The sequence below is a fragment of the Stenotrophomonas sp. genome (assembly GCF_035634915.1).
In the GTDB taxonomy this organism is placed as follows: domain Bacteria; phylum Pseudomonadota; class Gammaproteobacteria; order Xanthomonadales; family Xanthomonadaceae; genus Stenotrophomonas.
Genome location: NZ_DASQCB010000018.1, coordinates 166,840 through 190,016, shown reverse-complemented (window position 1 = coordinate 190,016; position 23,177 = coordinate 166,840). Strand labels below are relative to the sequence as shown.

Here is a 23,177-nt window from a genome sequence, read left to right as displayed (position 1 = left end):
CGCTGCCAAGCATTTGAACCGCCAGGCCAGGCGCTTGTCGCGAGGGCCGTGCCGCTTCCCGCGCTGCCGGTGGATTGCGCAGTGCATGGAATCCGTCGCGCGGATACCGCTCAATCAAAGGAATGCAGATGAAGCACACAGTGAAGCGATGGGTGGTGGTGGCGATGGCCTGTGGCGTGCTGGCTACCGGCAGCCTCGGCGTGGCCGCCGCTGACAACAAGGACCGCCGGCTGGGCCCATGCCAGAACCTCAAGCTGAGGCTGTTCTACCAGTCCAAGCGCATGCGGACCCTCAACGATGACATGCAGTCCTGGATCGATTCCCCGCTGCGCGAAGTGGTCGGCAAGTGGGGGCCGCCACAGGGCATGTTCGACAACGGCGATGGCAGCCGCATCGCCTCCTGGAAAGGAACGGGCCCACATTGGGGCGTCTGCACCAAGACCTTCCAGACCGATTCCAACGACGTCCTGAAGTTGTGGAGCGTGAGTGGAGATTGCGGCTGCACGGTGTCCGGCTCCGTGCCCAAGTCGGAGCCTGTTCCGTTGATGACGCTCTGACCGATCAGGGGTATTCCCGGCCGTAAGGTGGCGATGGCACCAGCGCGGTGCCATCCCGCTGACGAATGAATTAAGTTTCGCTAATGTTGGTTTAGTAAGTTTAGCTCGTCTTTTTTGTGTTGCGGCGCGACAATTGAGCCTGTCCCGGTGCTGTCCGCCTTCGCGAGGCACCGTCCCCCCAGCAAGAAAAGGCAGTTCCCCCATGTTCTCGGTCATCTCCGCCAGCACCGGCCTCGGTGCCTGGTTCTCTGGTGCAGCCACCGGCATCGGCCTGTTCGCCGTGGTCGGTGCCCAGAGCGCCTTCATCCTGCGCCAGGGCATCCTGCGCAAGCACATCGTGCCGGTGGTTGCCACCTGCGCGGCCATCGATGCGTTCTTCATCTTCGCCAGCGTGGCCGGTCTGCGCACGCTCACCTCGGCACTGCCGTGGCTGACCAGTGCCGTGCTGTGGACCGGTGTGGCCTTCCTCGCCTGGTACGCGATGAAGTCCGCGCGCCGTGCCTTTGCCGGTGGCGGTGGCATGGGCGAGGCGGACAGCGATGATGGCAGCCGTCGTGCGGTGCTGCTGGCCGCCGTCGGCTTCTCGCTCATCAACCCGCATTTCTGGCTGGACATGATGGTCATCGGCTCGATCGCCGAGAACTTCGGCCATGCGCGCATGGCATTCGCGGCCGGTGTGGTCACCGCCAGCTGCCTGTGGCTGACCGCGCAGGGCCTGGGCGCACGCCTGCTGGCGCCGCTGTTCACCAAGCCCAGCACCTGGCGCGTGCTGGACGGCACCATCGCCGTCATCCTCAGCATCCTGGCGCTTACCCTGGCCGTGCGCGGCGTGCACTGAGCGCTGCCCCTACACCACACTCTCTCCAAGGTCGTGGCTGCGGCGGCACCGGTAACGGTGCCGCCGTTCTTTTTTCTGCGTGGCGCTGGCGGCCCGGGGGGGGCTTGCCTAGAATCTCCCGCAGGCGGACAAGGTGTCCGCAATGAAGGGGATGGATGCGCAGTATGTTTCTGGCCACCGGGCTGGCCCTGGCCTTGGCCGCGATGCCCGTTGCCGCCGCAACGATCGACCTGGAGCGCTTCCTGCAGGAAGACGCCTTCTCCGAAATCAAGATCTCGCCCGCGGGCGACTACGTGGCCGCGACCGCGCCGGTGGATGGCGGCACCCTGGTGGCGATCTACCGGATCGCTGACATGCAGCTGGTGGGGTCGTTCCGGCCGACGCGCAACAACCACGCCAGCAGCTTCGACTGGGTCAGCCGCGATCGGCTGCTGGTGGGCCTGGCCATCTCCGATGGCCCGCTGGATCGCCCGCAGCTGACCGGCGAGCTTTACGCGGTCAATGCCGATGGCAAGGACGGCAAGCTTCTGGTCGGCTTCCGCTCACCCGGCCGCGGCCGCGACAGATCGGTGATGCCGGCAGATTCGGTGGTGGCGTTCCTCACCGACGAACTGCGCGATGACGAACAGAACGTGCTGCTGTCGGTCACCCCGTTCTCCCGTGATGCCTCCACCCAGGTCGAGCGCATGGACGTGGTCAGCGGGCGCCGCACCGCGGTTGCGCAGGCGCCGATGGCCGGTGCCGTGTTCACTACGGACAACCACGGCAATGTGCGGTTTGCCCGCGCGTCAGGTGATGACAACAAGGTTCGCCTCCACTACCGCAAGGGCGAAGGCAGCCCTTGGGTACTGGTGAACGACGAAGCGACCAGTGGCCACCTGGAAGTGGCGTTGGGCTTCGACCAAAGCGACGGCATCGCTTATCTGCAGGTGGAGCAGGCCGAGGGACCAGACGCCATCGTTGCGTGGAACCCGGTCAGCGGTGAGCGCCGCGACGTGCTGCGCGACCCGGTGCTTGATCCGGCGCGGATCCTGGTGCGTCCCGGCACCCGCCAGCCGGTGGGGGCGTTGTTCCTGGGCGAAACGCCGCGGACCCGCTTCTTCGATGAGGCATCGCCCGAGGCACGCCTCTACCGCAGCCTCGAAGCGGGCATTGGCAGCACGGTGTATGTCACCTCCAGTACCTACGATGGCCGCACGCTGCTGGTCGAGTCGTGGTCGGGCAGCAACCCCGGCGATGTCTATCTCTACGACACCACCGGCAAGGCCGCCCGCCACCTGATCGCGCGCAGTGACTGGATCGATCCGGCCGCCAGCGCCAGCGTCCGGCCGGTGCAGTTGAAGGCCCGCGACGGCCGCGCGCTGCATGGCTTCATCACCGTGCCGCACGGCCATGAACTGCGCGGCCTGCCGATGGTAGTGATGCCGCACGGCGGACCCTTCGGCGAGTTCGACAACGGCAATTACGATGCCGAGACGCAGATGCTGGCAGCGGCCGGCTACGCCGTGCTGCAGATCAATTTCCGTGGATCGTCCGGCTATGGGCACGACCATCTACTGGCCGGCCAGAAGCAGTGGGGCAGGGCGATGCAGGACGACGTCACCGATGCCACCCGCTGGGCCATCGCACAGGGTTGGGCCGATGCGGGCCGCATCTGCATCTATGGCGCCAGCTATGGTGCCTATGCGGCAATGATGGGCGCCGCGCGTGAGCCCGGGCTTTACCGTTGTGCCGCCGGCTTTGCAGGCGTCTACGACCTGCCATTGATGTATGTCCGCGGTGACATCCGCACCGATGTCTCCGGCAAGACCTACCTGCGCGAGTGGCTGGGTGACGCAGATGACCTGGCCCGCTGGTCGCCGGTGAACCTCGCCGCGCAGATCAAGGTGCCGGTCCTGCTGGCTGCGGGGCGCGACGATCAGCGTGCGCCGCTGGTCCACAGCGAGCGTATGGCCGCCGCGCTGCACAAGGCCGGGGTGCCGGTGGAAACGCACTACTACTGGAAGGAAGGGCATGGCCTGTACCGTGAGGCCAACCGGCGCGATTACTACACCCAGTTGCTGGCGTTCCTGTCGCGCAGTCTGGGCGGCGCCACCGCCAGTCCGGCGGCGGCACCTGCAGGTCGGGGCAGGCGGGCGCCCTGAGTGGGGCAGGGAATCCGGCACTGGCAGGCGCGTTGCCTGCCTGCCTACAATCCAGAAGCGGACAAGGTGTCCGCCGTATAGGGGGAAGGATGCGCAAGACAATGATGGCCGCGCTGCTGGCGCTGGCCTGCACCGTGCCGACCGTGGCCGGTGCCGTGGACCTGGAAAAGTTCGTACGCCAGGAGACGTTCAAGGACGTCAAGATCTCGCCGGGGGGCGACTACTTCGCGGCCACCGTGCCGATGGAGGACAGCACCGCCGTGGTCATCATGCGGACCTCGGACAACAAGATCACCGGCAGTTTCCGGCCGCCGCGCAACAATCACGCCACCCGCTTTGACTGGGTCAGCAACGAACGCCTGCTGATCGAGCTGTCGCAGAAGTTCGGGTCGCTGGACACGCCGCAGCGTACCGGTGAGCTGTACGCCATCGACGCCAACGGCGGTCGCGGCGAACTGCTGGTCGGCTACCGCGTGGAAAGCAACGGCCCCGGCACCCGCATCCAGCCGAAGAAGGTGGAAGCGGTCGCGGCGTTCCTCACCGACGAACTGGTCGGCGACGACCGCAACGTGCTGGTTGCGATATGGCCCTTCAACGATGATCCGTTCACCCGCGTGGAGCGCCTGGACGTCCGTTCCGGCCATCGCGTGCCGGTGGCACGTTCGCCGGTGCGTCGTGCCGATTTCGCCACTGACAACAAGGGCGAGGTCCGGTTTGCGCATGGCGCGGGCAGCGACAACGTCAACAAGCTCTATTACCGCGAATCGGGCAGCAGCCAATGGGCACTGATCAACGATGAAGCCGTCACCGGCCGCATCGAGACAGTGATCGGCTTTTCCGACGACAACAGCCTGGCCTACCTGAAGGTGCAGGAGCCAAAGGGACCGGACCAGCTGGTCAGCTGGAACCCGGCCACCAAGGAGCGCCGCACCGTGCTGGTGGACGAGGTGGTCGATCCCTACCGCATCATCTACCGCAACGGCACCAGCGTGCCGGTGGGCGCGCTGTACGTGGGTGACACCACGCGCAGCCGTTTCTTCGACGAGGCATCGGCCGACGCGCGGCTGTACCACAGCCTGGAAGCGGCCTTCAAACAACCGGTGCTGATCACCTCCAGCACGCGCGATGGGAAGACCGTGCTGGTGGAGACCTGGACCGGCAACGACCCGGGTTCGTTCTACGTGTTCGACACCGTGGCCAAGTCGGCCCAGCACCTGATCAGCCGCAGCGACTGGTTGGACGTGGAGACCACCGCGCCGGTGCGCGCGGTGTCCCTGAAGGCCCGCGACGGCCTGCCGCTGCATGGCTACCTGACGCTGCCGCATGGCAGTGACGGCCGCAACCTGCCGATGGTGGTCCTGCCGCACGGTGGCCCGTACGACATCTTCGACGACGGTCGTTACGACATGGAATCGCAGATGCTGGCCGACGCCGGCTATGCCGTGCTGCAGATCAACTTCCGCGGCTCGGGCAACTACGGTCGCGCGCATACCCAGGCGGGTGCACGGCAGTGGGGCGGCACGATGCAGGACGACGTGACCGATGCCACGCGCTGGGCCATCGGGCAGGGCATCGCCAACAAGGACCGCATCTGCATCTACGGTGCCAGCTACGGCGCGTACTCGGCGATGATGGGTGCCGCACGCGAACAGGGCCTGTACAAGTGCGCCGCCGGCTACGTGGGTGTGTACGACCTGCCGATGATGTTCACCCGCGGTGACATCCAGAATCGTGGTTCCGGCGCGACCTACCTGCGCGAATGGCTGGGTGATCCGGCCACGCTGGGCACGCTCTCGCCGGTCAACCTTGCCGGGCAGATCAAGGTGCCGGTGTTCCTGGCCGCAGGCGGCGAAGACGAGCGTGCACCGATCGAGCACACCAGGCGCATGGAAGCGGCATTGAAGAAGGCGGGCACGCCGGTGGAAAGCCTCTACTACAGCACCGAAGGCCACGGCTTCTACCGTCCCGAGCACCGCCGCGAGTACTACTCGCGCCTGCTGGCGTTCCTGTCGCAGAGCCTTGGCGGAGCCACGGCCAGCGCCACGCCGCCGGCAGGCGGCAGCAAGGCACCGTAACGCCATCCAGCGCACGCGGTTGGTGCGCTTCAGCATGCCGGGCAGCCCAGGCTGCCCGGCATGGAGGGGGTCCCATGAAACATGTGTTCCTGCTCGCCGGGCTGCTCGCGCTGTGCGGCGCCAGCCCTGTCCAAGCGGCCGACGTCGCGCTGGACGACTACCTGCGCCGTGCCGAATTCAACGACATCCAGCTCTCGCCCACCGGTGAGTACCTGGCGATGACCGTGCCGCTGGAAGGGGCGACGGCGGTTGCCGTCCTGCGCACCAGCACCCTGGAACTGGTCGGCAATTTCCGCCCGCCGCGCAACAACCACGCCAACAGCGTCGACTGGGTCAGTGACAACCGCCTGCTGATCGGCCTGGCCGAGAAATGGGGGGCGCTCGACGCACCGCGGCCCACCGGCGAGCTGTACGCGATGGACGCCAACGGCAAGCGCGGCGACCTGCTGGTCGGTTACCGCGCGCGCCCGGATGAGCCCGGGCTGGTCAGCGGCCGCGTGGTCGAGCCGGTCGCCGCCTTCCTTGCCGATCCGCGGCTGGGAGATGAGCGCAACGTGCTGATCTCGCTGTGGCCGTTCGCCAACGACACCAGCGCGCGCCTGGAACGGATGGACGTCATCACCGGCCGGCGCGTGCTGGTATCGCGCTCGCCGGTGCAGCGGGCCACGTTCACCACCGACAACGGCGGTGTGCTGCGCTTCGCCCGTGGTGCCGCCGAGGACAACGTCAACAAGCTCTACTACCGGCAGGACGACGGTGGCTGGACCCTGCTCAACGACGAAGGCATCAGCCAGCGCATCGAACGGCCCATCGGTTTTTCCGCCGACAACCAGCTGGCCTACCTGGTGGTGGAACAGGCCCGCGGGCCCGATGCGGTGGTCAGCTGGAACCCGCGCAGCGGCGAGCGCCACATCGTGCTGCAGGACACCGTGGTCGACCCGACCTACATCATCCACCAGCCCGGCACGCGGGTGCCGGTGGGCGTGCAGTTCGTGGGCGCGGCGCCGCGCAGCGCATTCTTCGACGAACAATCGCCCACGGCGCGGATCCAGCACATGCTGGAGAAAGCGTTCCCCGGCCAGGTGGTCAGCCTGCTGTCGGCCACTGCGGACAATGCCCGGATCCTGGTCAAGGTCGGATCCGGGCGCAATCCCGGCGACTGGTTCCTGTTCAATACCGCGACCCGTGAAGCGGCATTCCTGACCGCACGCCATCGCTGGTTCGACCGTGACGGCGGTGCCAGCGTGCGCCCGGTCAGTCTTGCCGCGCGCGATGGCCTGCCGTTGCACGGTTATCTGACCGTGCCTGCGGAAAGCGACGGCCGTGGGTTGCCGATGGTCGTGATACCGCACGGTGGCCCGTTCGGCGAGTTCGATGAGGGCGGCTTCGAGCGCGACAACCAGCTGCTGGCGGCGGCCGGTTACGCCGTGCTGCAGGTCAATTTCCGCGGTTCGGGCAACTACGGTCGTGCCCACACCCAGGCCGGCGCGAAGCAGTGGGGACGTGCCATGCAGGATGACGTGACCGATGCCACGCGCTGGGCCATCGCCGAGGGCATCGCCGACCCGCAGCGCATCTGCATCTATGGTGCCAGCTATGGCGCGTACTCGGCCATGATGGGGGCGGCGCGCGAGCCGGCACTGTACAGGTGCGCCGCCGGCTACGTGGGTGTCTACGACCTGCCGATGATGTTCAAGCGCGGTGACATCCAGGACCGCACCTCGGGCCTGAACTACCTGCGTGACTGGCTGGGGGATCCGGCTGGCCTTGCGGCGGTATCGCCAGTGAACCTGGCTGCGTCCATCAAGGTGCCTGTGCTGCTGGGTGCGGGCCGCGAAGACCAGCGTGCGCCGGTGCAGCACACCGAACGCATGGAGGCGGCGCTGAAGCAGGCCGGCGTGCCGGTGGAAGCGGTGTACTACCCACGCGAAGGGCATGGCCTGTATGGCGATGCCAGCCAGCGCGACTACTACACCCGGCTGCTGGCGTTCCTCGCACGCAGTCTGGGTGGGGCGACTGCAGCGCCGGCTGCAACGGGCAAGGGCAAGGCGCCCTGAGCGGGCAACACTGCAACGGGGTCACTTGACCCCGTGCATCATCCGCTTCAGCAGGGGCGCGGCGATGAAGGCGGCCACCGCACAGCCCAGGCCGATCCACATCAGCAGCCAGAACAGGTGTGCATAGGCACCTGCGGCAGCCACCATGTCCAGTGATTCGCCTTCGGGTACCTCGATGGCCGCCAGCTTGCCGAACAGCGCGGCCAGCGTTTCGGAAAACGCGGTGGCCAGGAACCAGGTACCCATCATCAGGCTCATCACCCGCGGCACGGCCAGCTGGGTCACCGCTGACAGGCCCACCGGCGACAGGCACATCTCGCCGCTGGCCAGCAGGAAGTAGGCCAGCACCAGCCACCACACGCTGGCCATTTCGCCGGTGGCGCCCACCTGCTGCGCGGCCAGTGCCAGCGGCACGAACGACAGCGCACCGATGACCAGACCCCAGGCCGACTTCACCGGCTTGCCCGGCTCCCAGCCGCGGCGGTCCATCCAGGTCCACAGCGCGGCAAAGGCCGGGGCCAGCAGCACCAGGAACAGGCCGCCCAGATAGGTGAGCGAACCGGCGGTCTGCGGAATCACCAGGCAGTCGCGCACCAGCAGCACCAGCATCAGCGCGACGATGGCGATGAAGAATGCACGCGGCGCGTTCGAGCCCGGGCGACGCTCGGACAGGCGTGCGCTGACCACGAAGCCCAGCGGTGCCAGCAGCAGCGAGACGATCGACCACGGCAACGGGGTGCCGCCGGTGATGACCAGCGCCGGCACGATGTCCTTGGTCAGCAGGCGGTCGGTGAAGGTGACCCACGAGCCGTAGGACTGCTCGTACATCGTGAAGAACACCAGCGCCATGAAGATCAGCACCATCAGCGCGATCATCTGCTGGCGCTGCACCGGGGTGCACTTGCTGCCGGTGAACCAGGCGAACCAGACCAGCACGCCGCCCAGCACCACCAGCATCAGCATCAGCGCCAGGCTGATCTCGCCGCCGAGGGCGAAGGCACCGTTGCCGGCCGCCCACATCAGCCACGCCACCGGCAGCACGCCGACCACCGCGCACAGGTAGATCAGCCATTCGCGCGGCAGGCCCAGCACCTTCTGCTTCAGTGCGGCCGGCTGCGGCGGCTCGGCATGGCCCTGCAGGTACTTCTGGCCCCACAGGAACATCGCCAGGCCGGCGATCATGCCGATGCCGGCGGCGCCGAAGCCGTACTTCCAGCCATAGGCCTCACCGAGGAAGCCGCAGACCAGCGAGGAGAACAGCGCGCCGAGGTTGATGCCGGCGTAGAACAGCGAGAAGCCCGAGTCGCGGCGCGGGTCGTCCTGCGGGTAGAGCTTGCCGACGATGGTGGAGATGTTGGGCTTGAGGAAGCCGACGCCCATGATGATCAGCGCCAGCGAGAGGTAGGTCACTGCCAGGGCCGAGGTATCGCGCACCACCTCACCGTTGACCCGGTAGGCGGCGTGGCCCTCGAAGGCCATGCCGAGATGACCCAGCACCAGCAGGATGCCGCCGAACAGCACCGCCCGGCGCATGCCCAGCCAGCGGTCCGCCAACATGCCGCCGAACACGGGGATGCAGTAGACCAGGCCGCCGTAGGCGCCCAGCAGGTCCAGGCCGGCCTTGTCGCCGAACAGGTGGTACTTGGTGAGATACAGCAGCAGCAGCGCCTTCATCCCGTAGAAGGAGAAGCGCTCCCACATTTCGGTGAAGAAGCAGACGTAGACGCCTTTCGGGTGGCCGAGGAAGTCGTCGGAAGCAATCGCGGTGGAATTCATCGGCGGATTATAGAAAAAAGGGGACGGAGGGGATTAAGTCGTTTGTGCCGCAAACGACTTAATCCCCTCCGTCCCCTTTTTTCTACAGGTAGCGCAGCCAGGGCAGGTCGCGGCGGCAGGCCTTGAACCGGCCGAACAGCAGCGTCGGCGGGTACATCGCCACCGCCAGCGCGCAGGCCACCAGCAGCAGGCCGGCCACCGAATCCAGTGCGTACAGGCTGCCGTGGGTCGGCCCCCAGATCGCCAGTGCGGCCACGTACAACAGCTTCAGCACGTACAGGTGCAGCAGGTAGAAGAACATCGGCGCCGCACCGATGTCGGCCAGCGGTCGCAGGGCACGGGCCAGCGGCGGCCATTCGTACAGGCGCAGCAGCAACAGGCCGATGCCCAGGGTCAGCAGCAGGAACTGCAGCGACGGCGGGTACTTGGTCACGTTGAACACGCTCATCCAGGTGCGCAGGGCGCTGTCCTGGGGCTGCCACGGCGTCTCGCCATAGCCGTTGGCCAGGCGCAGCAGGGCGAAGGCGGCCAGTGCACCCAGCCCGGCCCACAGCAGCCAGCGCTGGCGTTGTGCCGGCGGGCGGTCGCGGGCGAACCACGGCCCCATCAGGTAGCCCAGCACGATCACCCCGATCCACGGCAGCACCGGGTAGGACGTACGCAGACGCAGCACGCCGGTCTCGATCCAGTCGCGCTGGTGCAGCACCTTCCACAGCACCGCCAGCACGCCGTTGCCGTCCACGCGCACGCCATCGAACAGGTTGTGGCCGGCCACCAGCAGCACGCCCAGCACGAGCAGCACCGGGTGCGGCAGCCACAGCAGGCCGGCCAGCGCGATCATGCTCAGGCCGATGGCCCAGATCACCTGCAGGTACAGCGTGTCCGGCGGGAACTGAAAGGTCCAGGCGAAGTTGACCAGGGTCAGTTCCAGCACCACCAGGAACAGGCCGCGCTTGAGCAGGAAGGCGGCGATGGCGCGCCGCGGGTCGGCCTGGCGCTGGCCGTACAGCCACGCCGACAGGCCGGTGAGCAGCACGAACACCGGGGCACACAGATGCGCCAGCAGGCGGCAGGCGAACAGGGCAGGGGAGACGCTGGCCGCGTCCATCGGGTCGCCGACCTGGTACTGAAGGAAGAAGGTCTCGCGCACGTGGTCCAGCAGCATCAGCAGCATCACGGTGCCGCGCAGCTGGTCGATGGAGGCCAGCCGTGGGGAGGGGGAAGGGGACATGCGCTGCAACCGCAGACTATCGATATAAAGATATAACATATCATTTGCAGGACGACCAGCCCGGCTTTGCGCCATCGGCCGGTTGCCCATGCCCGCACAGGCCCGTTGCACTGCAGCAGCCGGCCCCATCCTTTGGCACGCTGGACTTGCACTGCCCTGAACGCTAGCGTGGCAGGGATTTTTTGCCAGCAGGGGCTTCCATGAACCATGACGCTGCGCCCAAGCAGCTCACCTTCCGCGCAGTGGCCCTGGCCATCGTGCTGGCGGTGGTGCTGTCGGCGGCCAACGCCTATCTCGGTCTGTTCGCAGGCCTGACCATCGCCACCGCCATTCCCGCAGCGGTCATCTCCATGGGCGTGCTGCGCCTGCTGGGCGGTGGTTCCATCCTCGAAAACAACATCGTCCAGACCGGCGCCTCGGCCGGTTCGTCCATCGCCGCCGGTGTCATCTTCACCATCCCGGCGCTGGTCATCATGGGCTACTGGCCGGACTTCAAGTACTGGTGGGTGCTGGGCATCGCCGGTCTGGGCGGCCTGCTGGGCGTGCTGTTCTCGGTGCCGCTGCGCCGTTCGATGATCGTCGAAGATCCGCTGCCCTTCCCGGAAGGCAAGGCCGCGGCCGAAGTGCTCAAGGCCGGTGAGAACCCCGGCCCGGGCCTGAAGATCCTCGGCCTGTCGGCCGTGATCGGCGCCTTCGTCAAGCTCGCCGCCGAAAGCGGCCTGCGCCTGATCCCCGATGCCTGGTCGACCTCGGCCTACGTCGGCAGCTCCAAGATCACCGCCTTCATCGGTACCAACCTGTCGCCGGCCCTGCTGGGCGTGGGCTACATCGTCGGCCTGAACGTCGGCATCGTAGTCGTGTCCGGCTCGATCCTGACCTGGCACATCGCCATTCCGATCTACCAGGCGTTCTTCATGAACACCGATCCGGCCCTGGCCGCGTCGGTTGCCGCCGCCTCGTCCACCGAGGCTGCGTTCGCCATCTGGGGCGCGAAGATGCGCTACCTCGGCGTCGGCGCGATGCTGATCGGCGGCATCTGGACCCTGATCTCGCTGCGCAAGTCGCTGCTGAACGGCGTCAAGAGCGGCTTCGCCGCAGCACGCAAGAGTGGCGGCCCGGTGCTGGCGCATACCGAACGCGACCTGCCGATGAAGTGGATGCTGGTCGCCCTGGTGGTCTTCGTGCTGCCGCTGCTGGCCCTGTACCAGGCCATCGTCGGCCAGTGGCACGTGTCGATCCCGATGACCATCATCATGATCGTCGCCGGCTTCCTGTTCGTGTCGGTCTCGGCCTACCTGGCCGGCCTGATCGGTTCGTCCAACAACCCGGTCTCGGGCATCACCATCTCCACCATCCTGTTCGCCTCGGCCGTGCTGGTCGTGCTGCTGGGCGCTGACGGCCTGAAGCCGGTCGGTGCCGGCGGTGCGCCGCTGGGTGCGGTGGCGGCCATCATGATCGGTGCGGTGGTCTGCTGTGCCGCGGCGGTGGGTGGTGACAACCTGCAGGACCTCAAGGCCGGCTACATCGTCGGTGCCACCCCGTGGAAGCAGCAGCTGATGCTGGGCATCGGCGCGTTCTCGTGCGCGCTGATCATGGCCCCGGTGCTGAACCTGCTGGCCACCGCCTACGGCATCGGCGTGAAGTCCGAGCTGCACCCGAACGCGCTGGCCGCCCCGCAGGCAAACCTGATGGCCTCGGTGGCCAAGGGCCTGTTCGGTGGCGAGCTGCCGTGGACCTTCATCGGCATCGGTGCCGTGGTCGGTGCAGTCATCATCGCGTTCGACAGCTGGCTGAAGTCGCGCAATTCGCGCTTCCGCGTGCCGGTGCTGGCTGCCGCCATCGGCATCTACCTGCCGCTGGAACTGATGGTGCCGATCTTCCTGGGCGGCCTGATCGCCTACCTGGTCGAGCGCTTCCACAAGGTGCGTGGCGATGATGAAGAAGGCCGCGACCGCGTGCACAAGCCGGGCGTGCTGTTCGCCGCCGGCCTGATCACCGGCGAGGCGCTGATGGGTATCGCCATCGCCGTGCCGATCGTGGTCAGCAGCCGCGCCGACGTGCTGGCCCTGCCGTTCCACCTGCCGGCCGCACAGTGGTTCGGCCTGGCCGTGCTGTTCCTGGTCGGCCTGCTGATCTATCGCACCGGCAAGCGCGCACAGGCGTAATAGCAAGGGGTCGGATCCCTTCCCGCCAGGAAGGGCTCTGACCCGTCGCCACCCACAAACCGCGCTACGGCGCGGTTTGCTTTTTCTGGCGGCGCGGCGAACCCGCCCGGGCGGCCATGACCGATGGCCTTGGCAGCCCCGCCTGCACGGGCCTACCATCGGTTTTTTGCCGTCCTGCGGAGATCCCGATGAAACTGCGTCATGCCCTGCTGCCACTGAGCCTGCTGGCCGCCCTGCCCAGCGTCGCCGCTGCCCGTGGCCTGGAAGTCCGCGACATGGTGGCCATGGATCGCGTCTCCGCCCCGGTCCTGACCGCTGACGGTGGCACCGTGGTGTTTGCCAAGCGCAGCACCGATGCCAACCTCAAGGCCAGCACCGCGCTGTTCGCGCGCAACCTGCGCACCCGCGATGCGGCCCCGCCGAAGCAGATCACCCCGGCCGGCTGGAACGTCAACTCGGCCTCGCTCTCGGCCGACGGCCAGACCGTGTACTTCCTCAGTGCCAAGAACGGCAGCCAGCAGCTGTACGCACAGGCCCTCAGCGGCGGCACCCCGCGCCAGCTGACCGATTTCCCGGTGGACGTGGACAGCTACCACGTCTCGCCGCAGGACGACCGCGTGCTGTTCAGCGCCGGCGTTTTCCAGGCCTGTGCCTCGGATCTGGCCTGCACCGGGAAGAAGCTCAAGGACGTGGCCGACGCCAAGGCCAGCGGCAAGGTCTTCGATTCGCTGTTCGTGCGCCATTGGGACACCTGGAACGATGGCCGCCGCAACACCCTGTTCGTGGCCCCGCTGCCGGCGGCCAAGGCCGGCCCGGTGAAGGGCGCCTCGGCGCTGAGCGCGACCATCGATGGCGACGCACCGTCCAAGCCGTTCGGCGGCAATGACGATTTCACCTGGTCGCCGGACGGCGCCAGCGTGGTCGCCAGCATCCGCGTGGCCGGCAAGCAGGAACCGTGGTCGACCAACTTCGACCTGTACCGCTTCGATGCCGCCGGCAAGCAGGCGCCGGTCAACCTGACCGCTGCCAATCCGGCCTGGGATGCCGGCCCGGTGTTCAGCGCTGACGGCAAGACCCTGTTCTACCGCGCCATGAAGCGCCCCGGCTTTGAAGCGGACCGCTTCGGCCTGATGGCGATGGACCTGGCCAGCGGCAAGGCCCGCGAGATCGCCCCGCAGTGGGACCGCTCGGCCGGTGAGATCACCCTGTCCGCCGATGGCGCCAGCATCTACACCACCACTGACGACCTCGGCGAGCACCCGCTGTTCCAGATCGACGTGGCCAGCGGCAAGGCCACCAAGGTCATCGGCGATGGCACCGTGTCCTCGGTCAGCGTGGCCGGCAACAGCGTGGCCATCACCCGCAACAGCCTGAAGAGCAACGACCAGGTGCTGGTCGGCATGCTGCCGGCCGCCGGCCAGCCGATCGGCGAGCTGCGCGCGCTGACCCCGGCCGCCGGCGAGGTGCTGAAGGACGTCAACTTCGGCGACTTCGAACAGTTCGAGTTCAAGGGCTGGAACAACGACACCGTGCACGGCTACGTGGTCAAGCCGCACAACTACCAGGAAGGCAAGTCCTATCCGGTTGCGTTCCTGATCCACGGCGGCCCGCAGGGCAGCTTCGGCAACGGCTGGAGCTACCGCTGGAACCCGCAGACCTACACCGGCCAGGGCTATGCCGTGGTCATGATCGACTTCCACGGTTCCACCGGCTACGGCCAGGCCTTCACCGATGCGATCAGCCAGCACTGGGGCGACCGCCCGCTGGAAGACCTGCAGAAGGGCTGGAGCGCGGCGCTGAAGAAGTATTCCTTCCTCAACGGCGACAAGGCCTGCGCCCTGGGCGCCAGCTACGGCGGCTTCATGGTCAACTGGATCGCCGGCAACTGGAACAGCCCGTTCAAGTGCCTGGTCAACCATGACGGCGTGTTCGACCAGCGCATGATGGGGTACGCCACCGAAGAACTGTGGTTCACCGAGTGGGAGCAGGGCGGTACGCCGTACGAGAAGGCGGCCAACTTTGAGAAGTTCAACCCGGTCAACCACGTGGCCGACTGGAAGAAGCCGATCCTGGTCATCCATGGCCAGCAGGACTTCCGCATTCCGGTCGAGCAGGGGCTGGCCGCGTTCACTGCCGCCCAGCGCCAGGGCATCGAATCAAAGTTCCTGTACTTCCCGGACGAGAACCACTGGGTGCTGAAGCCGAACAACAGCATCCTGTGGCATGACACCGTCAACGCCTGGCTGAAGCAGCACATCGGCGAATAAGCCGGTCCAGCGCCAAGGGGTCGGATCCCTTCCGCACCGCGGAAGGGCTCCGACCCCGTCATTGACCGTCCCTGGGGTCAGAGCCCTTTCGCGTGGCGAAAGGGATCCGACCCCGTACCCAGAGCGCCTGCATGATCCAGAACGACATCGTCGTCTTCGGTTTGATCGCCGCCACCCTCGGCGCCGTGTTCTGGACCGCCTCGCGCGAACAGGGTGCGTGGAAGCGCTTCTACACCTTCGTGCCGGCCCTGCTGCTGTGCTACCTCATTCCCGGCATCTACAACACCGTCGGCCTCATCGACGGGCAGAACACCACGCTCTACAACCCCATCGCACGCGACATCCTGCTGCCGGCGGCGCTGATCCTGCTGACCCTGGCGGTGGACATCAAGGGCATCCTGCGGCTGGGCCCAAAGCTGGTGCTGATGTACCTGGGTGCCTCGGCCAGCATCATGCTCGGCGCGGTGGTGGCCTTCCTGGTGATGCGCGCGATCCATCCCGATACCGTGGCCGGCGACACCTGGGCCGGCATGGCGGCACTGGCCGGCAGCTGGATCGGTGGCGGCGCCAACATGCTGGCGATGCGCGAAGTGTTCGATGTCAACGCCACCACCTTCGGCCAGTTCGCCGTGGTCGATGTCGGCGTGGGCTATGTGTGGATGGCCGCGCTGATCTTCCTGGCCGGGCGCGCAGCGAAGATCGATGCGCGCAGTGGCGCCGATACCTCGGCCATCGATGAACTCAAGGAGCGCATCGCGCGCTTCCAGGCCGAGCACGAGCGCATTCCCAGCCTGACCGACCTGATGCTGATCGTGGCGGTGGCCTTCGGCGGCGTCGGCCTTTCGCACGCCATCGGCGCGCCGCTGGCGGCGTGGTTCAAGGACAACGTCAGCTGGGCCTCGCAGTTCAGCCTGGATGCGCCGTTTGTGTGGGTGGTGGTGCTGTCGACCACGCTGGGCCTGAGCCTGAGCTTCACCCGTGCGCGCACCCTGGAAGGCGCGGGCGCCTCGCGCCTGGGCTCGCTGCTGCTGTACTTCCTGATTGCCTGCATCGGCATGCAGATGGACCTGCTGGCGCTGCTGGACCGCCCATGGCTGTTCCTGCTGGGCATCATCTGGATCGCCGTGCATATCGCCCTGCTGTGGTGCCTGGGCAAGCTGCTGAAGGTGCCGTTCTTCTATTTCGCCATCGGTTCGCAGTCGAACATCGGTGGCCCGGCCTCGGCGCCGGTGGTGGCCGCCGCGTTCCATCCGGCGCTGGCGCCGGTGGGGGTGCTGCTGGGAACGATGGGTTATGCGACGGGCACGTACCTGGCCTACATCGTCGGCATCACCCTGCGCGCGCTGGCCACGTAGTAGATCCACGCCATGCGTGGAGGGTGCGGACCAAGGTCCGCACCTACCAACGGCGCCGGGGATCTGACCCCGGTTCACAGGGCATCACGCCACCGGCAACCCGCGTTCGATCAACCACGCCCGTGCGTATTCGGCATCCTGCTCGAACCGCGCCGAGTGAAAAGAGGGGCGCCGCAAGGTTCGGCGCGTAGCCACGCGCCCACGGCCGACCGCACCTGCGGCTTTACGCCTGCAGCAACCCGCGTTCGATCAACCAAGCCTTCGCGTCCTCGGCATCCTGCTCGAACCGCGCCGAGTGAAAAGAGGGGCGCCGCAAGGTTCGGCGCGTAGCCACGCGCCCATGGCCGACCGCACCTGCGGCTTTACGCCTGCAGCAACCCGCGTTCGATCAACCACGCCTTCGCGTCCTCGGCATCCTGCTCGAACCATGCTCGGGTCGACCCCAGCCGGTACGTATACCCCCACGCATCCATGTCGGCCATCAGCCGGTCGCTGCCCACGCCGGGCAGCTGCCCGGCCAGTACGATCTGCAGGTAGCAGGTGGCATCTTCCTCGGGCACCGAATCGGTGGCGTCGGTATGCACCTGCGCGCGCCGCTCCGGCGGCAGCACGATCAGGTGGCAGGCTTCGTGCAGCATCGAATGCACCGGCGTGTCGTCGCGCACATAGACGTCGCTGGCGATGATCCCGGCCTCGGGTTCACCCCAGTAGCTGCCGGGAATCGGCTGCCCGGCCGCCACGTGGTGCAGGCACAGGTCATGCGCGGCAAGCAGGCGCTGCGCATCGGCGAAGGCGATATCGCCGACGCGGGTGACGTTCGGTTCGGGTGCGGTGTCGGTCATGCGGGGTCACACTGCCCCGCCCATGCAGGCACGGGCGGGGCAGGGGGTCAGGGCTTTTCCGGGCCTTCAGGCAGCGCCACGGAGATGTCCAGCACATCGTGCTGGCCATCCTTCACCAGGTCGACCTTCACCGCGTCGACGTCGATGTTGACGTACTTCTTGATCACTTCCAGCAGCTCGCGCTGCAGCAGCGGCAGGTAGTCCGGGCCACCGCGATGGCTGCGTTCCTGCGCGATGATGATCTGCAGGCGGTTCTTCGCGGTTTCGGCGGTGGTCTTCTTCGCTTTGAGGAAATCGAACAGGCCCATGCTTACCCTCCGAACAGCTTGCTGAAGAAGCCCTTCTTCTCGACGTTGGTGAAGCGCATCGGGCGTTCTTCGCCGAGGATGCGCGCGACGGCGTCGTCGTAGGCCTGGCCGGCCGCCGATTCCACGTCCAGGATGACCGGCTCACCCTTGTTGGAGGCATTGAGCACATCGCCCGATTCGGGGATGACACCGATCGCCTTCAGGCCCAGCACTTCCTCCACGTCGGCGATGCTCAGCATCTCACCACTTTCCACGCGCACCGGGGTGTAGCGGGTCAGCAGCAGGAAGGCCGGCACGTTCTGGCCTGATTCGGCCTTGTGGGTCTTCGAATCCAGCAGGCCGATGATGCGGTCCGAGTCGCGCACCGAGGACACTTCCGGGTTCACCACCACCACGGCGCGGTCGGCGAAGTACATCGCCAGGAAGGCGCCCTTCTCGATGCCGGCCGGGGAGTCGCAGATGATGTAGTCGAAGCCGTCGGCTGCCAGGTCCTTGAGGACCTTGCCCACGCCTTCCTGGGTCAGCGCATCCTTGTCGCGGGTCTGCGAGGCAGCCAGCACGTACAGGTTGTCGAAGCGCTTGTCTTTGATGAGGGCCTGCTTGAGGGTCGCTTCGCCGTGCACGACATTGACGAAGTCGTACACCACGCGGCGCTCGCAACCCATGATCAGGTCGAGGTTGCGCAGGCCGACGTCGAAGTCGATCACGGCCACCTTCTTGCCGCGCCGTGCCAGGCCGCAGGCCAGGCTCGCGCTGGAAGTGGTCTTGCCGACGCCGCCCTTGCCGGAGGTGACTACGATGATTTCAGCCAAAGGACTTCTCCTGATGATTCTGTTTGTGGGCTGCGTCAGTCCAGCGCAGCGATCTTGATCTGGTCCTGTTCCAGCCACACCTGCACGGCCTTGCCGCGCAGGTTGTCCGGCACATCGTCCAGTACCTTGTAGTGGCCTGCAATGGCGACCAGTTCCGCATGGAAATCGCGGCAGAAAATGCGTGCCGCGGTGTTGCCCTGGGCCCCTGCCAGCGCGCGGCCGCGCAGGGTGCCGTAGATATGGATGCTGCCGTCGGCGATGACCTCGGCGCCTGCGCCGACGGTGGCCATCACGGTCAGGTCGCAGTTTTCCGCATACAGCTGCTGGCCCGAACGCACGTTGCCCAGCTGCATGCGGCCCGGCTGCGGCGCGGCGGCATCGGCCGCCTTGCCGACCGGTGCGGCCGGTGCCGGTGCAGGCTCGGCCTTGGCCGCACGGCGCGGCGCGGGCGCCGGCGGCGGTGGGGCCGGTTCGGCCTCGGCACGTTCGTACTGCGCGCGGAACTTGGCCAGCAACGGCAGGCCCAGCTGCTGCGAGAGCAGGTCGACCGCCGAGGTGCCGTAAGCCAGCGCCACCGGCAGCACGCCGGCGCTGCGCAGGCCGTCCACCAGCGCCTGCGCGGTGGCCACGTCGGGCACCTGGCTCAGACCGCCGAAATCGAGGATGACCGCCGCGCGGCCGAACAGCTTCGGTGCCCGGTTCACGCGTTCCTGCATTTCCTGCACGAGGCGTTCGACATCAAGGGTACGGATGCGCAGGTTGGCGATGCCCACCTGGCCGATCTTCAGTTCACCGGCCTGTTCGTAATCGAAATTCACCGCCACGCTCAGGTCCCCGTCGGCCGCTGTGCCTGTACCGGCAGCTGCCGGTCACGCGCCCATGTCACGTCCGGCAGCTTGCCGCCGTAGGTTTCCTTCACCCACGGGTAGCTGCACAGTTCCTTGGCCAGCATGCTGGCCCGCACGTCCACGTGCGGCATGGTGTTCTGGCCCAGCTCGCGGAAGCCGAAGCTGCCATGGAAGAGCAGGGCGGCGTCGGCGCCGTGGTCCAGGAACACCTCGCAGGTCATCTGCGGGTAGCGCAGTTCGGCAAAGCTCTGCGCATCGGCATAGAACGCACGGCCGACGCCACCGCCGCGGCGGCGGCTGGCGACCACGATGCGGTCGATATAGAAGAAGGGGGTGTCCAGCTGCTGCTTGAACCAGGCGAAGTTGCTGCTGTCGTGCTGGCTGTCGCTGCCGAAGCCGATCAGGAAGCCGGCCAGGTTGCCGTCGCGCTCGGCGACGCGGAAGTACTCAGCGGTTTCGTAGAACAGGTGCAGGCGCGCGGCATCCAGCGGGAGGATGGCCAGGCCAGCATTGTTGTTCAACGCCAGGACGGAATCGAGCTCGTGCTCGCGCACGTCGCGGATGACAATCGACATTGTGACTCCGTGGGGTAACGCGGTTGGTCCATCAACGGACCCTGCGCACGATTATTGCATGCCCGGGGCGGGCTGCGGCATGAACAGGGGAACCGGCAGGCATGACTTCCGTGGGAGTGCAGCAGGCGCGGTTCAACCGTAGAGTGCTGGCATGTTGGGAGCCCTCAGCCATACACGTGTCCTGCGCCTGGCCGGCCTGTTTACCTGGGTCATGGTCGGCCTGCCCCTGGCCTATTCGCAGTTCGAGAACCTGCATGCCCGTGCCGACATGGGCGGCTGGGCGGTGCTGCTGTTCCTGTCCTACCTGTCCTTCGGGGCCGCCTACTACTGGCTGACCCGCGCGCTGCGCAGCGACAGCCATACCACCTGGCTGGACCGTGGCCTGCTGCTGCTGCTCACGGTGTCCGCGCTGGGGGTCAGCTTCCTCAGCGGCTCGGGCCTGGGCAGCATCCTGATGATGGTCGCCGCCGGCGTCATCCCGTGGATGCTCTCGATACGGCTGGGCGTGCTGTGGCTGCTGGTCAGCCAGCTGGCGGTGGCGCCGGTCTACTACATGCTGCTGCGCTTCCCGCTGTTCGAGGCGGTCATGCAGTCGCTGCTGTACGGCGGCTTTTCCATGTTCATCTTCGTGACCAGCCTGGTGGCGCGGCAGCAGACCGAGGCCCGTGACGAGCAGCGCCGGCTGAATGCCGAACTGCGTGCGACCCGCGCCCTGCTGGCCGAGAGCGCGCGGGTCAACGAGCGCACCCGCATCTCGCGCGAGCTGCACGATGTGCTGGGCCACCAGCTGACCGCGCTGACCCTGAACCTGGAAGTGGCCGGGCACCTGGCCAGCGGCCAGGCCCTGGAACACGTCAAGCGCTCGCACACCCTGGCCAAGCTGCTGCTGGGCAACGTGCGCGAGGTGGTCAGCCAGCTGCGCGAGACCGGCGCCATCGACCTGGCCGCGGCGCTGCGCCCGCTCACCGAGAACGTGCCCTCGCTGGACATCGTGCTGGACGTGGAGGAGCCGCTGAACGTGGAAGACCCGCAGCGCGCCCACGTGCTGCTGCGCTGCACCCAGGAGATCATCACCAACGCCGTGCGCCATGCGCAGGCCCGCCACCTGTGGATCCGGGTGTACCGTGAGGCGCCGGGCCTCGTGGTGGTGGAAGCCAACGACGATGGGGTCGGCGCGGAAATGGTCAATGTGGGCAATGGTTTGCGCGGCATGCGCGAACGCCTGCAACAATGTGGCGGCCAGCTGCAGGTGGACACCCACCCCGGCAAAGGCTTCCGCCTGCGGGCCACGGTACCGGCGACGGTACTGGCGGCCCTCACCGAGGTTCCTGAAGGAGTGCGTTGATGATTCGCGTCTGCCTGGTCGATGACCAAACCCTGGTGCGGCAGGGAATCCGCTCCCTGCTGGCGCTCGACGACGGCATCGAAGTGGTGGCCGAAGCCGCCGATGGCCGCCAGGCCGTCGAGCTGGTGCCGCAGGTGCGTCCGGACGTGGTCCTGATGGACATGCGCATGCCGGTGATGTCCGGGCTGGAAGCGCTGCAGGTGCTGTCGCGCCAGGAACAGCTGCCGCCGACCATCATCCTGACCACCTTCGACGACGACCAGCTGGTCCTGGCCGGGCTGAAGGCCGGCGCCAAGGGCTACCTGCTCAAGGACGTCACCCTGGAGCAGCTGGTCGGTGCCATCCGCACCGTGGCCGATGGCGGCTCGCTGGTGCAGCCGGCGGTGACCCAGCGCCTGCTGTCGGGCCTGGAGCACATGCGCAACGATTTCGTCAGCCTGGACCGCCCGGACCCGCTGACCGACCGCGAGACCGAGATCCTGCGGCTGATGGCCAGCGGTTTCTCCAACAAGGAGATCGCCAATTCGCTGGGGGTCGCCGAAGGGACCATCAAGAACCACGTGTCCAACATCCTGTCCAAGCTCGGGGTGCGCGACCGCACCCGCGCCGTCCTGAAGGCGTTCGAACTTCAGTTGGTCTGAGAAAAATCCTTCTGCGACAAAGGCTTGGATGAAATTCCGGGCGACAGGGCAGGGCGCCCCCCTACATCCCGGGGGGCTGGATGCGTTACCCTTCAAAATCTTTGTCCATACAAATACGCAGCCGGCACGGAAACCGGTGCGCCAATCCGATAAACAATGCCTGCGAAGCCTGCTAGGATTGGCGCTTCGCTTCAATCAACCCGGCCGTGGGATCGGCCCCGGAGACTCTCTGAATGACCCGTATTATCGAGTTCCTGATCGCCTTGGGGATCGTGGCTGGCCTGTTCGTCATTATTGGCGTCTGTCTGCCGGGCGAGCGTCACATCACCGAAAGCATCGAGACCAACCGCAAGATGACGATCGTGTACGACACGGTCAACAGCCTGCGCCGCTTCAAGGACTGGAACCCGCTGGTACTGCGCGATCCCGCCGTTGACCTGAAGCTGTCCGGCCCGGCCTCCGGCGTCGGTGCCACCCTCGACTTCTCCTCCAAGGACCTGGGCAACGGTTCCTGGAAGATCACCGAGTCGGAAGAGAACAAGCGTGTTGTGATCGCCGTCGAAGACCCGACCAAGGGCCACGACAAGGTGACCACCTTCACCCTGGAGCCGACCGGCAAGGGTGGCCGTAACGTCAAGATCACCCAGGATTACTCGGTGAAGTACGGCTTCGACCTGTTCGGCCGCTACGCCGGCCTGTATGTCAGCCGCCAGATCGGCGATGACATCAAGATGGGTCTGTCGCGCATGGCGAACATGCTGGCCACCGTGCCGAACGTCGACTACCGCACCGCCGAAGCCCCGCTGACCGATCTGGCGATCGTGGAAGTGCCGGCCGAAGACCTGCTGGTCGTCAACGCCGGTAACGTCGACCGCGGCCAGGACACCATCACCAAGTCCATCAAGGACAACCAGGAGTGGATCAAGCGCGTGATGGAGGCCAATGGTCTCGAAGCCGCTGGCCCGTTCCGCATCATCACCACCGATTTCGGTGCTGAGAAGTACGCCTTCGACATCGCCCAGCCGGTGAAGAAGAAGGGTACCGAAGGCACCGCCGCTGAAGAACTCAGCGTCAAGATCGACGGTGGTGCACCGGTCAAGTACGTCCGCGTTGCTCCGCACCGCTCGGCCCACGCGGCCTACACCGGTCACATGGCTGGCCTGGACATCGCCCGCAACGCACTGCGTGCCTGGGCTGTGACCAACGGTTCGGAAGTGGTCGATCGTCCGTACGAATCCTGGAATGGCGGTCTGGACAAGTCGTTCACCCAGGACGGTACCTACGACATCTACTGGGCCGTCAAGTAAGCCTCGGCTGACCCATGTAGTGCTGGATACGAAA

Annotated in this window: 18 protein-coding genes; 11 read left to right on the top strand and 7 right to left on the bottom strand. The window is 66.7% G+C overall.

Annotation, left to right across the window (positions count from 1 at the left end; genetic code table 11):
* Positions 1-128: 128 nt before the first annotated feature.
* The 5 genes from VER16_RS13860 to VER16_RS13840 all read left to right on the top strand — a co-directional run bounded on the left by VER16_RS13860 (position 129) and on the right by VER16_RS13840 (position 7,671).
* The gene (locus VER16_RS13860; protein WP_324809081.1) at positions 129-557 is read left to right on the top strand and encodes a hypothetical protein; all 429 of its coding nucleotides are present in this window, start codon (positions 129-131) and stop codon (positions 555-557) included.
* Between the two features lie 202 nt (positions 558-759).
* A complete protein-coding gene (locus tag VER16_RS13855; RefSeq protein WP_324809079.1) occupies positions 760-1,395 on the top strand; it encodes a LysE/ArgO family amino acid transporter in 636 nt (211 codons plus the stop codon).
* A gap of 155 nt (positions 1,396-1,550) precedes the next feature.
* The gene (locus tag VER16_RS13850) at positions 1,551-3,539 is read left to right on the top strand and encodes an alpha/beta hydrolase family protein (RefSeq protein ID WP_324809077.1); all 1,989 of its coding nucleotides are present in this window, start codon (positions 1,551-1,553) and stop codon (positions 3,537-3,539) included.
* 89 nt (positions 3,540-3,628) lie between these two features.
* Positions 3,629-5,614 (top strand): S9 family peptidase, encoded by a 1,986-nt coding sequence (locus tag VER16_RS13845; RefSeq protein ID WP_324809075.1) that lies wholly within the window; start codon positions 3,629-3,631, stop codon positions 5,612-5,614.
* A 74-nt stretch (positions 5,615-5,688) separates the two neighbouring features.
* Positions 5,689-7,671, top strand: coding sequence for an alpha/beta hydrolase family protein (locus VER16_RS13840; protein ID WP_324809073.1), 1,983 nt, complete (start codon positions 5,689-5,691; stop codon positions 7,669-7,671).
* Positions 7,672-7,692: 21 nt separating this feature from the next.
* On the opposite strand, the gene VER16_RS13835 is transcribed toward VER16_RS13840, so the two are convergent.
* Positions 7,693-9,447, bottom strand: a complete 1,755-nt coding sequence (locus VER16_RS13835; RefSeq protein WP_324809071.1) for an oligopeptide:H+ symporter — start codon at positions 9,445-9,447, stop codon at positions 7,693-7,695.
* Between the two features lie 82 nt (positions 9,448-9,529).
* A complete protein-coding gene (locus tag VER16_RS13830) occupies positions 9,530-10,678 on the bottom strand; it encodes a DUF1624 domain-containing protein (RefSeq protein WP_324809069.1) in 1,149 nt (382 codons plus the stop codon).
* 200 nt (positions 10,679-10,878) lie between these two features.
* On the opposite strand from VER16_RS13830, the gene VER16_RS13825 reads away from it, so the two are divergent.
* The 3 genes from VER16_RS13825 to VER16_RS13815 all read left to right on the top strand — a co-directional run bounded on the left by VER16_RS13825 (position 10,879) and on the right by VER16_RS13815 (position 16,465).
* Positions 10,879-12,843 carry an OPT family oligopeptide transporter gene (locus tag VER16_RS13825; RefSeq protein ID WP_324809067.1) on the top strand — a complete coding sequence of 655 codons (1,965 nt, stop codon included), beginning with the start codon at positions 10,879-10,881 and terminating at the stop codon, positions 12,841-12,843.
* A 188-nt stretch (positions 12,844-13,031) separates the two neighbouring features.
* Positions 13,032-15,110, top strand: coding sequence for a S9 family peptidase (locus tag VER16_RS13820; RefSeq protein WP_324809065.1), 2,079 nt, complete (start codon positions 13,032-13,034; stop codon positions 15,108-15,110).
* 131 nt (positions 15,111-15,241) lie between these two features.
* Entirely contained in the window at positions 15,242-16,465 is a 1,224-nt protein-coding gene (locus VER16_RS13815; protein WP_324809062.1) for a DUF819 domain-containing protein, read from the top strand.
* A gap of 362 nt (positions 16,466-16,827) precedes the next feature.
* Here the strand turns inward: VER16_RS13815 and VER16_RS13810 are convergent, their stop codons facing one another.
* Genes VER16_RS13810 through VER16_RS13790 form a run of 5 tightly spaced genes read right to left on the bottom strand, consistent with a single transcriptional unit; the run spans position 16,828 to position 19,850 of the window.
* The gene (locus tag VER16_RS13810; RefSeq protein ID WP_324809060.1) at positions 16,828-17,307 is read right to left on the bottom strand and encodes a hypothetical protein; all 480 of its coding nucleotides are present in this window, start codon (positions 17,305-17,307) and stop codon (positions 16,828-16,830) included.
* A gap of 47 nt (positions 17,308-17,354) precedes the next feature.
* Positions 17,355-17,615, bottom strand: a complete 261-nt coding sequence (gene minE, locus VER16_RS13805; RefSeq protein WP_053516176.1) for a cell division topological specificity factor MinE — start codon at positions 17,613-17,615, stop codon at positions 17,355-17,357.
* A 2-nt stretch (positions 17,616-17,617) separates the two neighbouring features.
* Positions 17,618-18,427: a septum site-determining protein MinD gene (gene minD / locus VER16_RS13800; protein WP_108755675.1), complete on the bottom strand. Its 810-nt coding sequence runs from the start codon at positions 18,425-18,427 to the stop codon at positions 17,618-17,620.
* A 35-nt stretch (positions 18,428-18,462) separates the two neighbouring features.
* Positions 18,463-19,245 carry a septum site-determining protein MinC gene (minC, locus tag VER16_RS13795; RefSeq protein ID WP_324809055.1) on the bottom strand — a complete coding sequence of 261 codons (783 nt, stop codon included), beginning with the start codon at positions 19,243-19,245 and terminating at the stop codon, positions 18,463-18,465.
* A gap of 8 nt (positions 19,246-19,253) precedes the next feature.
* Entirely contained in the window at positions 19,254-19,850 is a 597-nt protein-coding gene (locus VER16_RS13790; protein WP_324809054.1) for a GNAT family N-acetyltransferase, read from the bottom strand.
* A 151-nt stretch (positions 19,851-20,001) separates the two neighbouring features.
* On the opposite strand from VER16_RS13790, the gene VER16_RS13785 reads away from it, so the two are divergent.
* The 3 genes from VER16_RS13785 (at position 20,002) to VER16_RS13775 (ending at position 23,143) form a co-directional block, all read left to right on the top strand.
* Positions 20,002-21,195 carry a sensor histidine kinase gene (locus VER16_RS13785; RefSeq protein ID WP_324809052.1) on the top strand — a complete coding sequence of 398 codons (1,194 nt, stop codon included), beginning with the start codon at positions 20,002-20,004 and terminating at the stop codon, positions 21,193-21,195.
* A complete protein-coding gene (locus VER16_RS13780; protein WP_108748925.1) occupies positions 21,195-21,836 on the top strand; it encodes a response regulator in 642 nt (213 codons plus the stop codon). Before VER16_RS13785 ends, VER16_RS13780 begins: the two co-directional genes overlap by 1 nt.
* A gap of 233 nt (positions 21,837-22,069) precedes the next feature.
* Entirely contained in the window at positions 22,070-23,143 is a 1,074-nt protein-coding gene (locus VER16_RS13775) for an SRPBCC family protein (RefSeq protein ID WP_324809047.1), read from the top strand.
* The last annotated feature ends 34 nt before the right edge of the window (positions 23,144-23,177 follow it).

Bases quoted from the DNA above. Each gene is read 5' to 3' on its own strand.
- VER16_RS13855 (WP_324809079.1), top strand. From the start codon at position 760: ATGTTCTCGGTCATCTCCGCCAGCACCGGCCTCGGTGCCTGGTTCTCT.
- VER16_RS13850 (WP_324809077.1), top strand. From the start codon at position 1,551: ATGCGCAGTATGTTTCTGGCCACCGGGCTGGCCCTGGCCTTGGCCGCG.
- minE (WP_053516176.1), bottom strand. From the start codon at position 17,615: ATGGGCCTGTTCGATTTCCTCAAAGCGAAGAAGACCACCGCCGAAACC.
- VER16_RS13820 (WP_324809065.1), top strand. From the start codon at position 13,032: ATGAAACTGCGTCATGCCCTGCTGCCACTGAGCCTGCTGGCCGCCCTG.
- VER16_RS13785 (WP_324809052.1), top strand. From the start codon at position 20,002: ATGTTGGGAGCCCTCAGCCATACACGTGTCCTGCGCCTGGCCGGCCTG.
- VER16_RS13790 (WP_324809054.1), bottom strand. From the start codon at position 19,850: ATGTCGATTGTCATCCGCGACGTGCGCGAGCACGAGCTCGATTCCGTC.
- VER16_RS13835 (WP_324809071.1), bottom strand. From the start codon at position 9,447: ATGAATTCCACCGCGATTGCTTCCGACGACTTCCTCGGCCACCCGAAA.
- VER16_RS13845 (WP_324809075.1), top strand. From the start codon at position 3,629: ATGCGCAAGACAATGATGGCCGCGCTGCTGGCGCTGGCCTGCACCGTG.
- VER16_RS13775 (WP_324809047.1), top strand. From the start codon at position 22,070: ATGACCCGTATTATCGAGTTCCTGATCGCCTTGGGGATCGTGGCTGGC.
- VER16_RS13810 (WP_324809060.1), bottom strand. From the start codon at position 17,307: ATGACCGACACCGCACCCGAACCGAACGTCACCCGCGTCGGCGATATC.
- VER16_RS13860 (WP_324809081.1), top strand. From the start codon at position 129: ATGAAGCACACAGTGAAGCGATGGGTGGTGGTGGCGATGGCCTGTGGC.
- VER16_RS13840 (WP_324809073.1), top strand. From the start codon at position 5,689: ATGAAACATGTGTTCCTGCTCGCCGGGCTGCTCGCGCTGTGCGGCGCC.
- VER16_RS13830 (WP_324809069.1), bottom strand. From the start codon at position 10,678: ATGTCCCCTTCCCCCTCCCCACGGCTGGCCTCCATCGACCAGCTGCGC.
- VER16_RS13815 (WP_324809062.1), top strand. From the start codon at position 15,242: ATGATCCAGAACGACATCGTCGTCTTCGGTTTGATCGCCGCCACCCTC.
- VER16_RS13825 (WP_324809067.1), top strand. From the start codon at position 10,879: ATGAACCATGACGCTGCGCCCAAGCAGCTCACCTTCCGCGCAGTGGCC.
- VER16_RS13780 (WP_108748925.1), top strand. From the start codon at position 21,195: ATGATTCGCGTCTGCCTGGTCGATGACCAAACCCTGGTGCGGCAGGGA.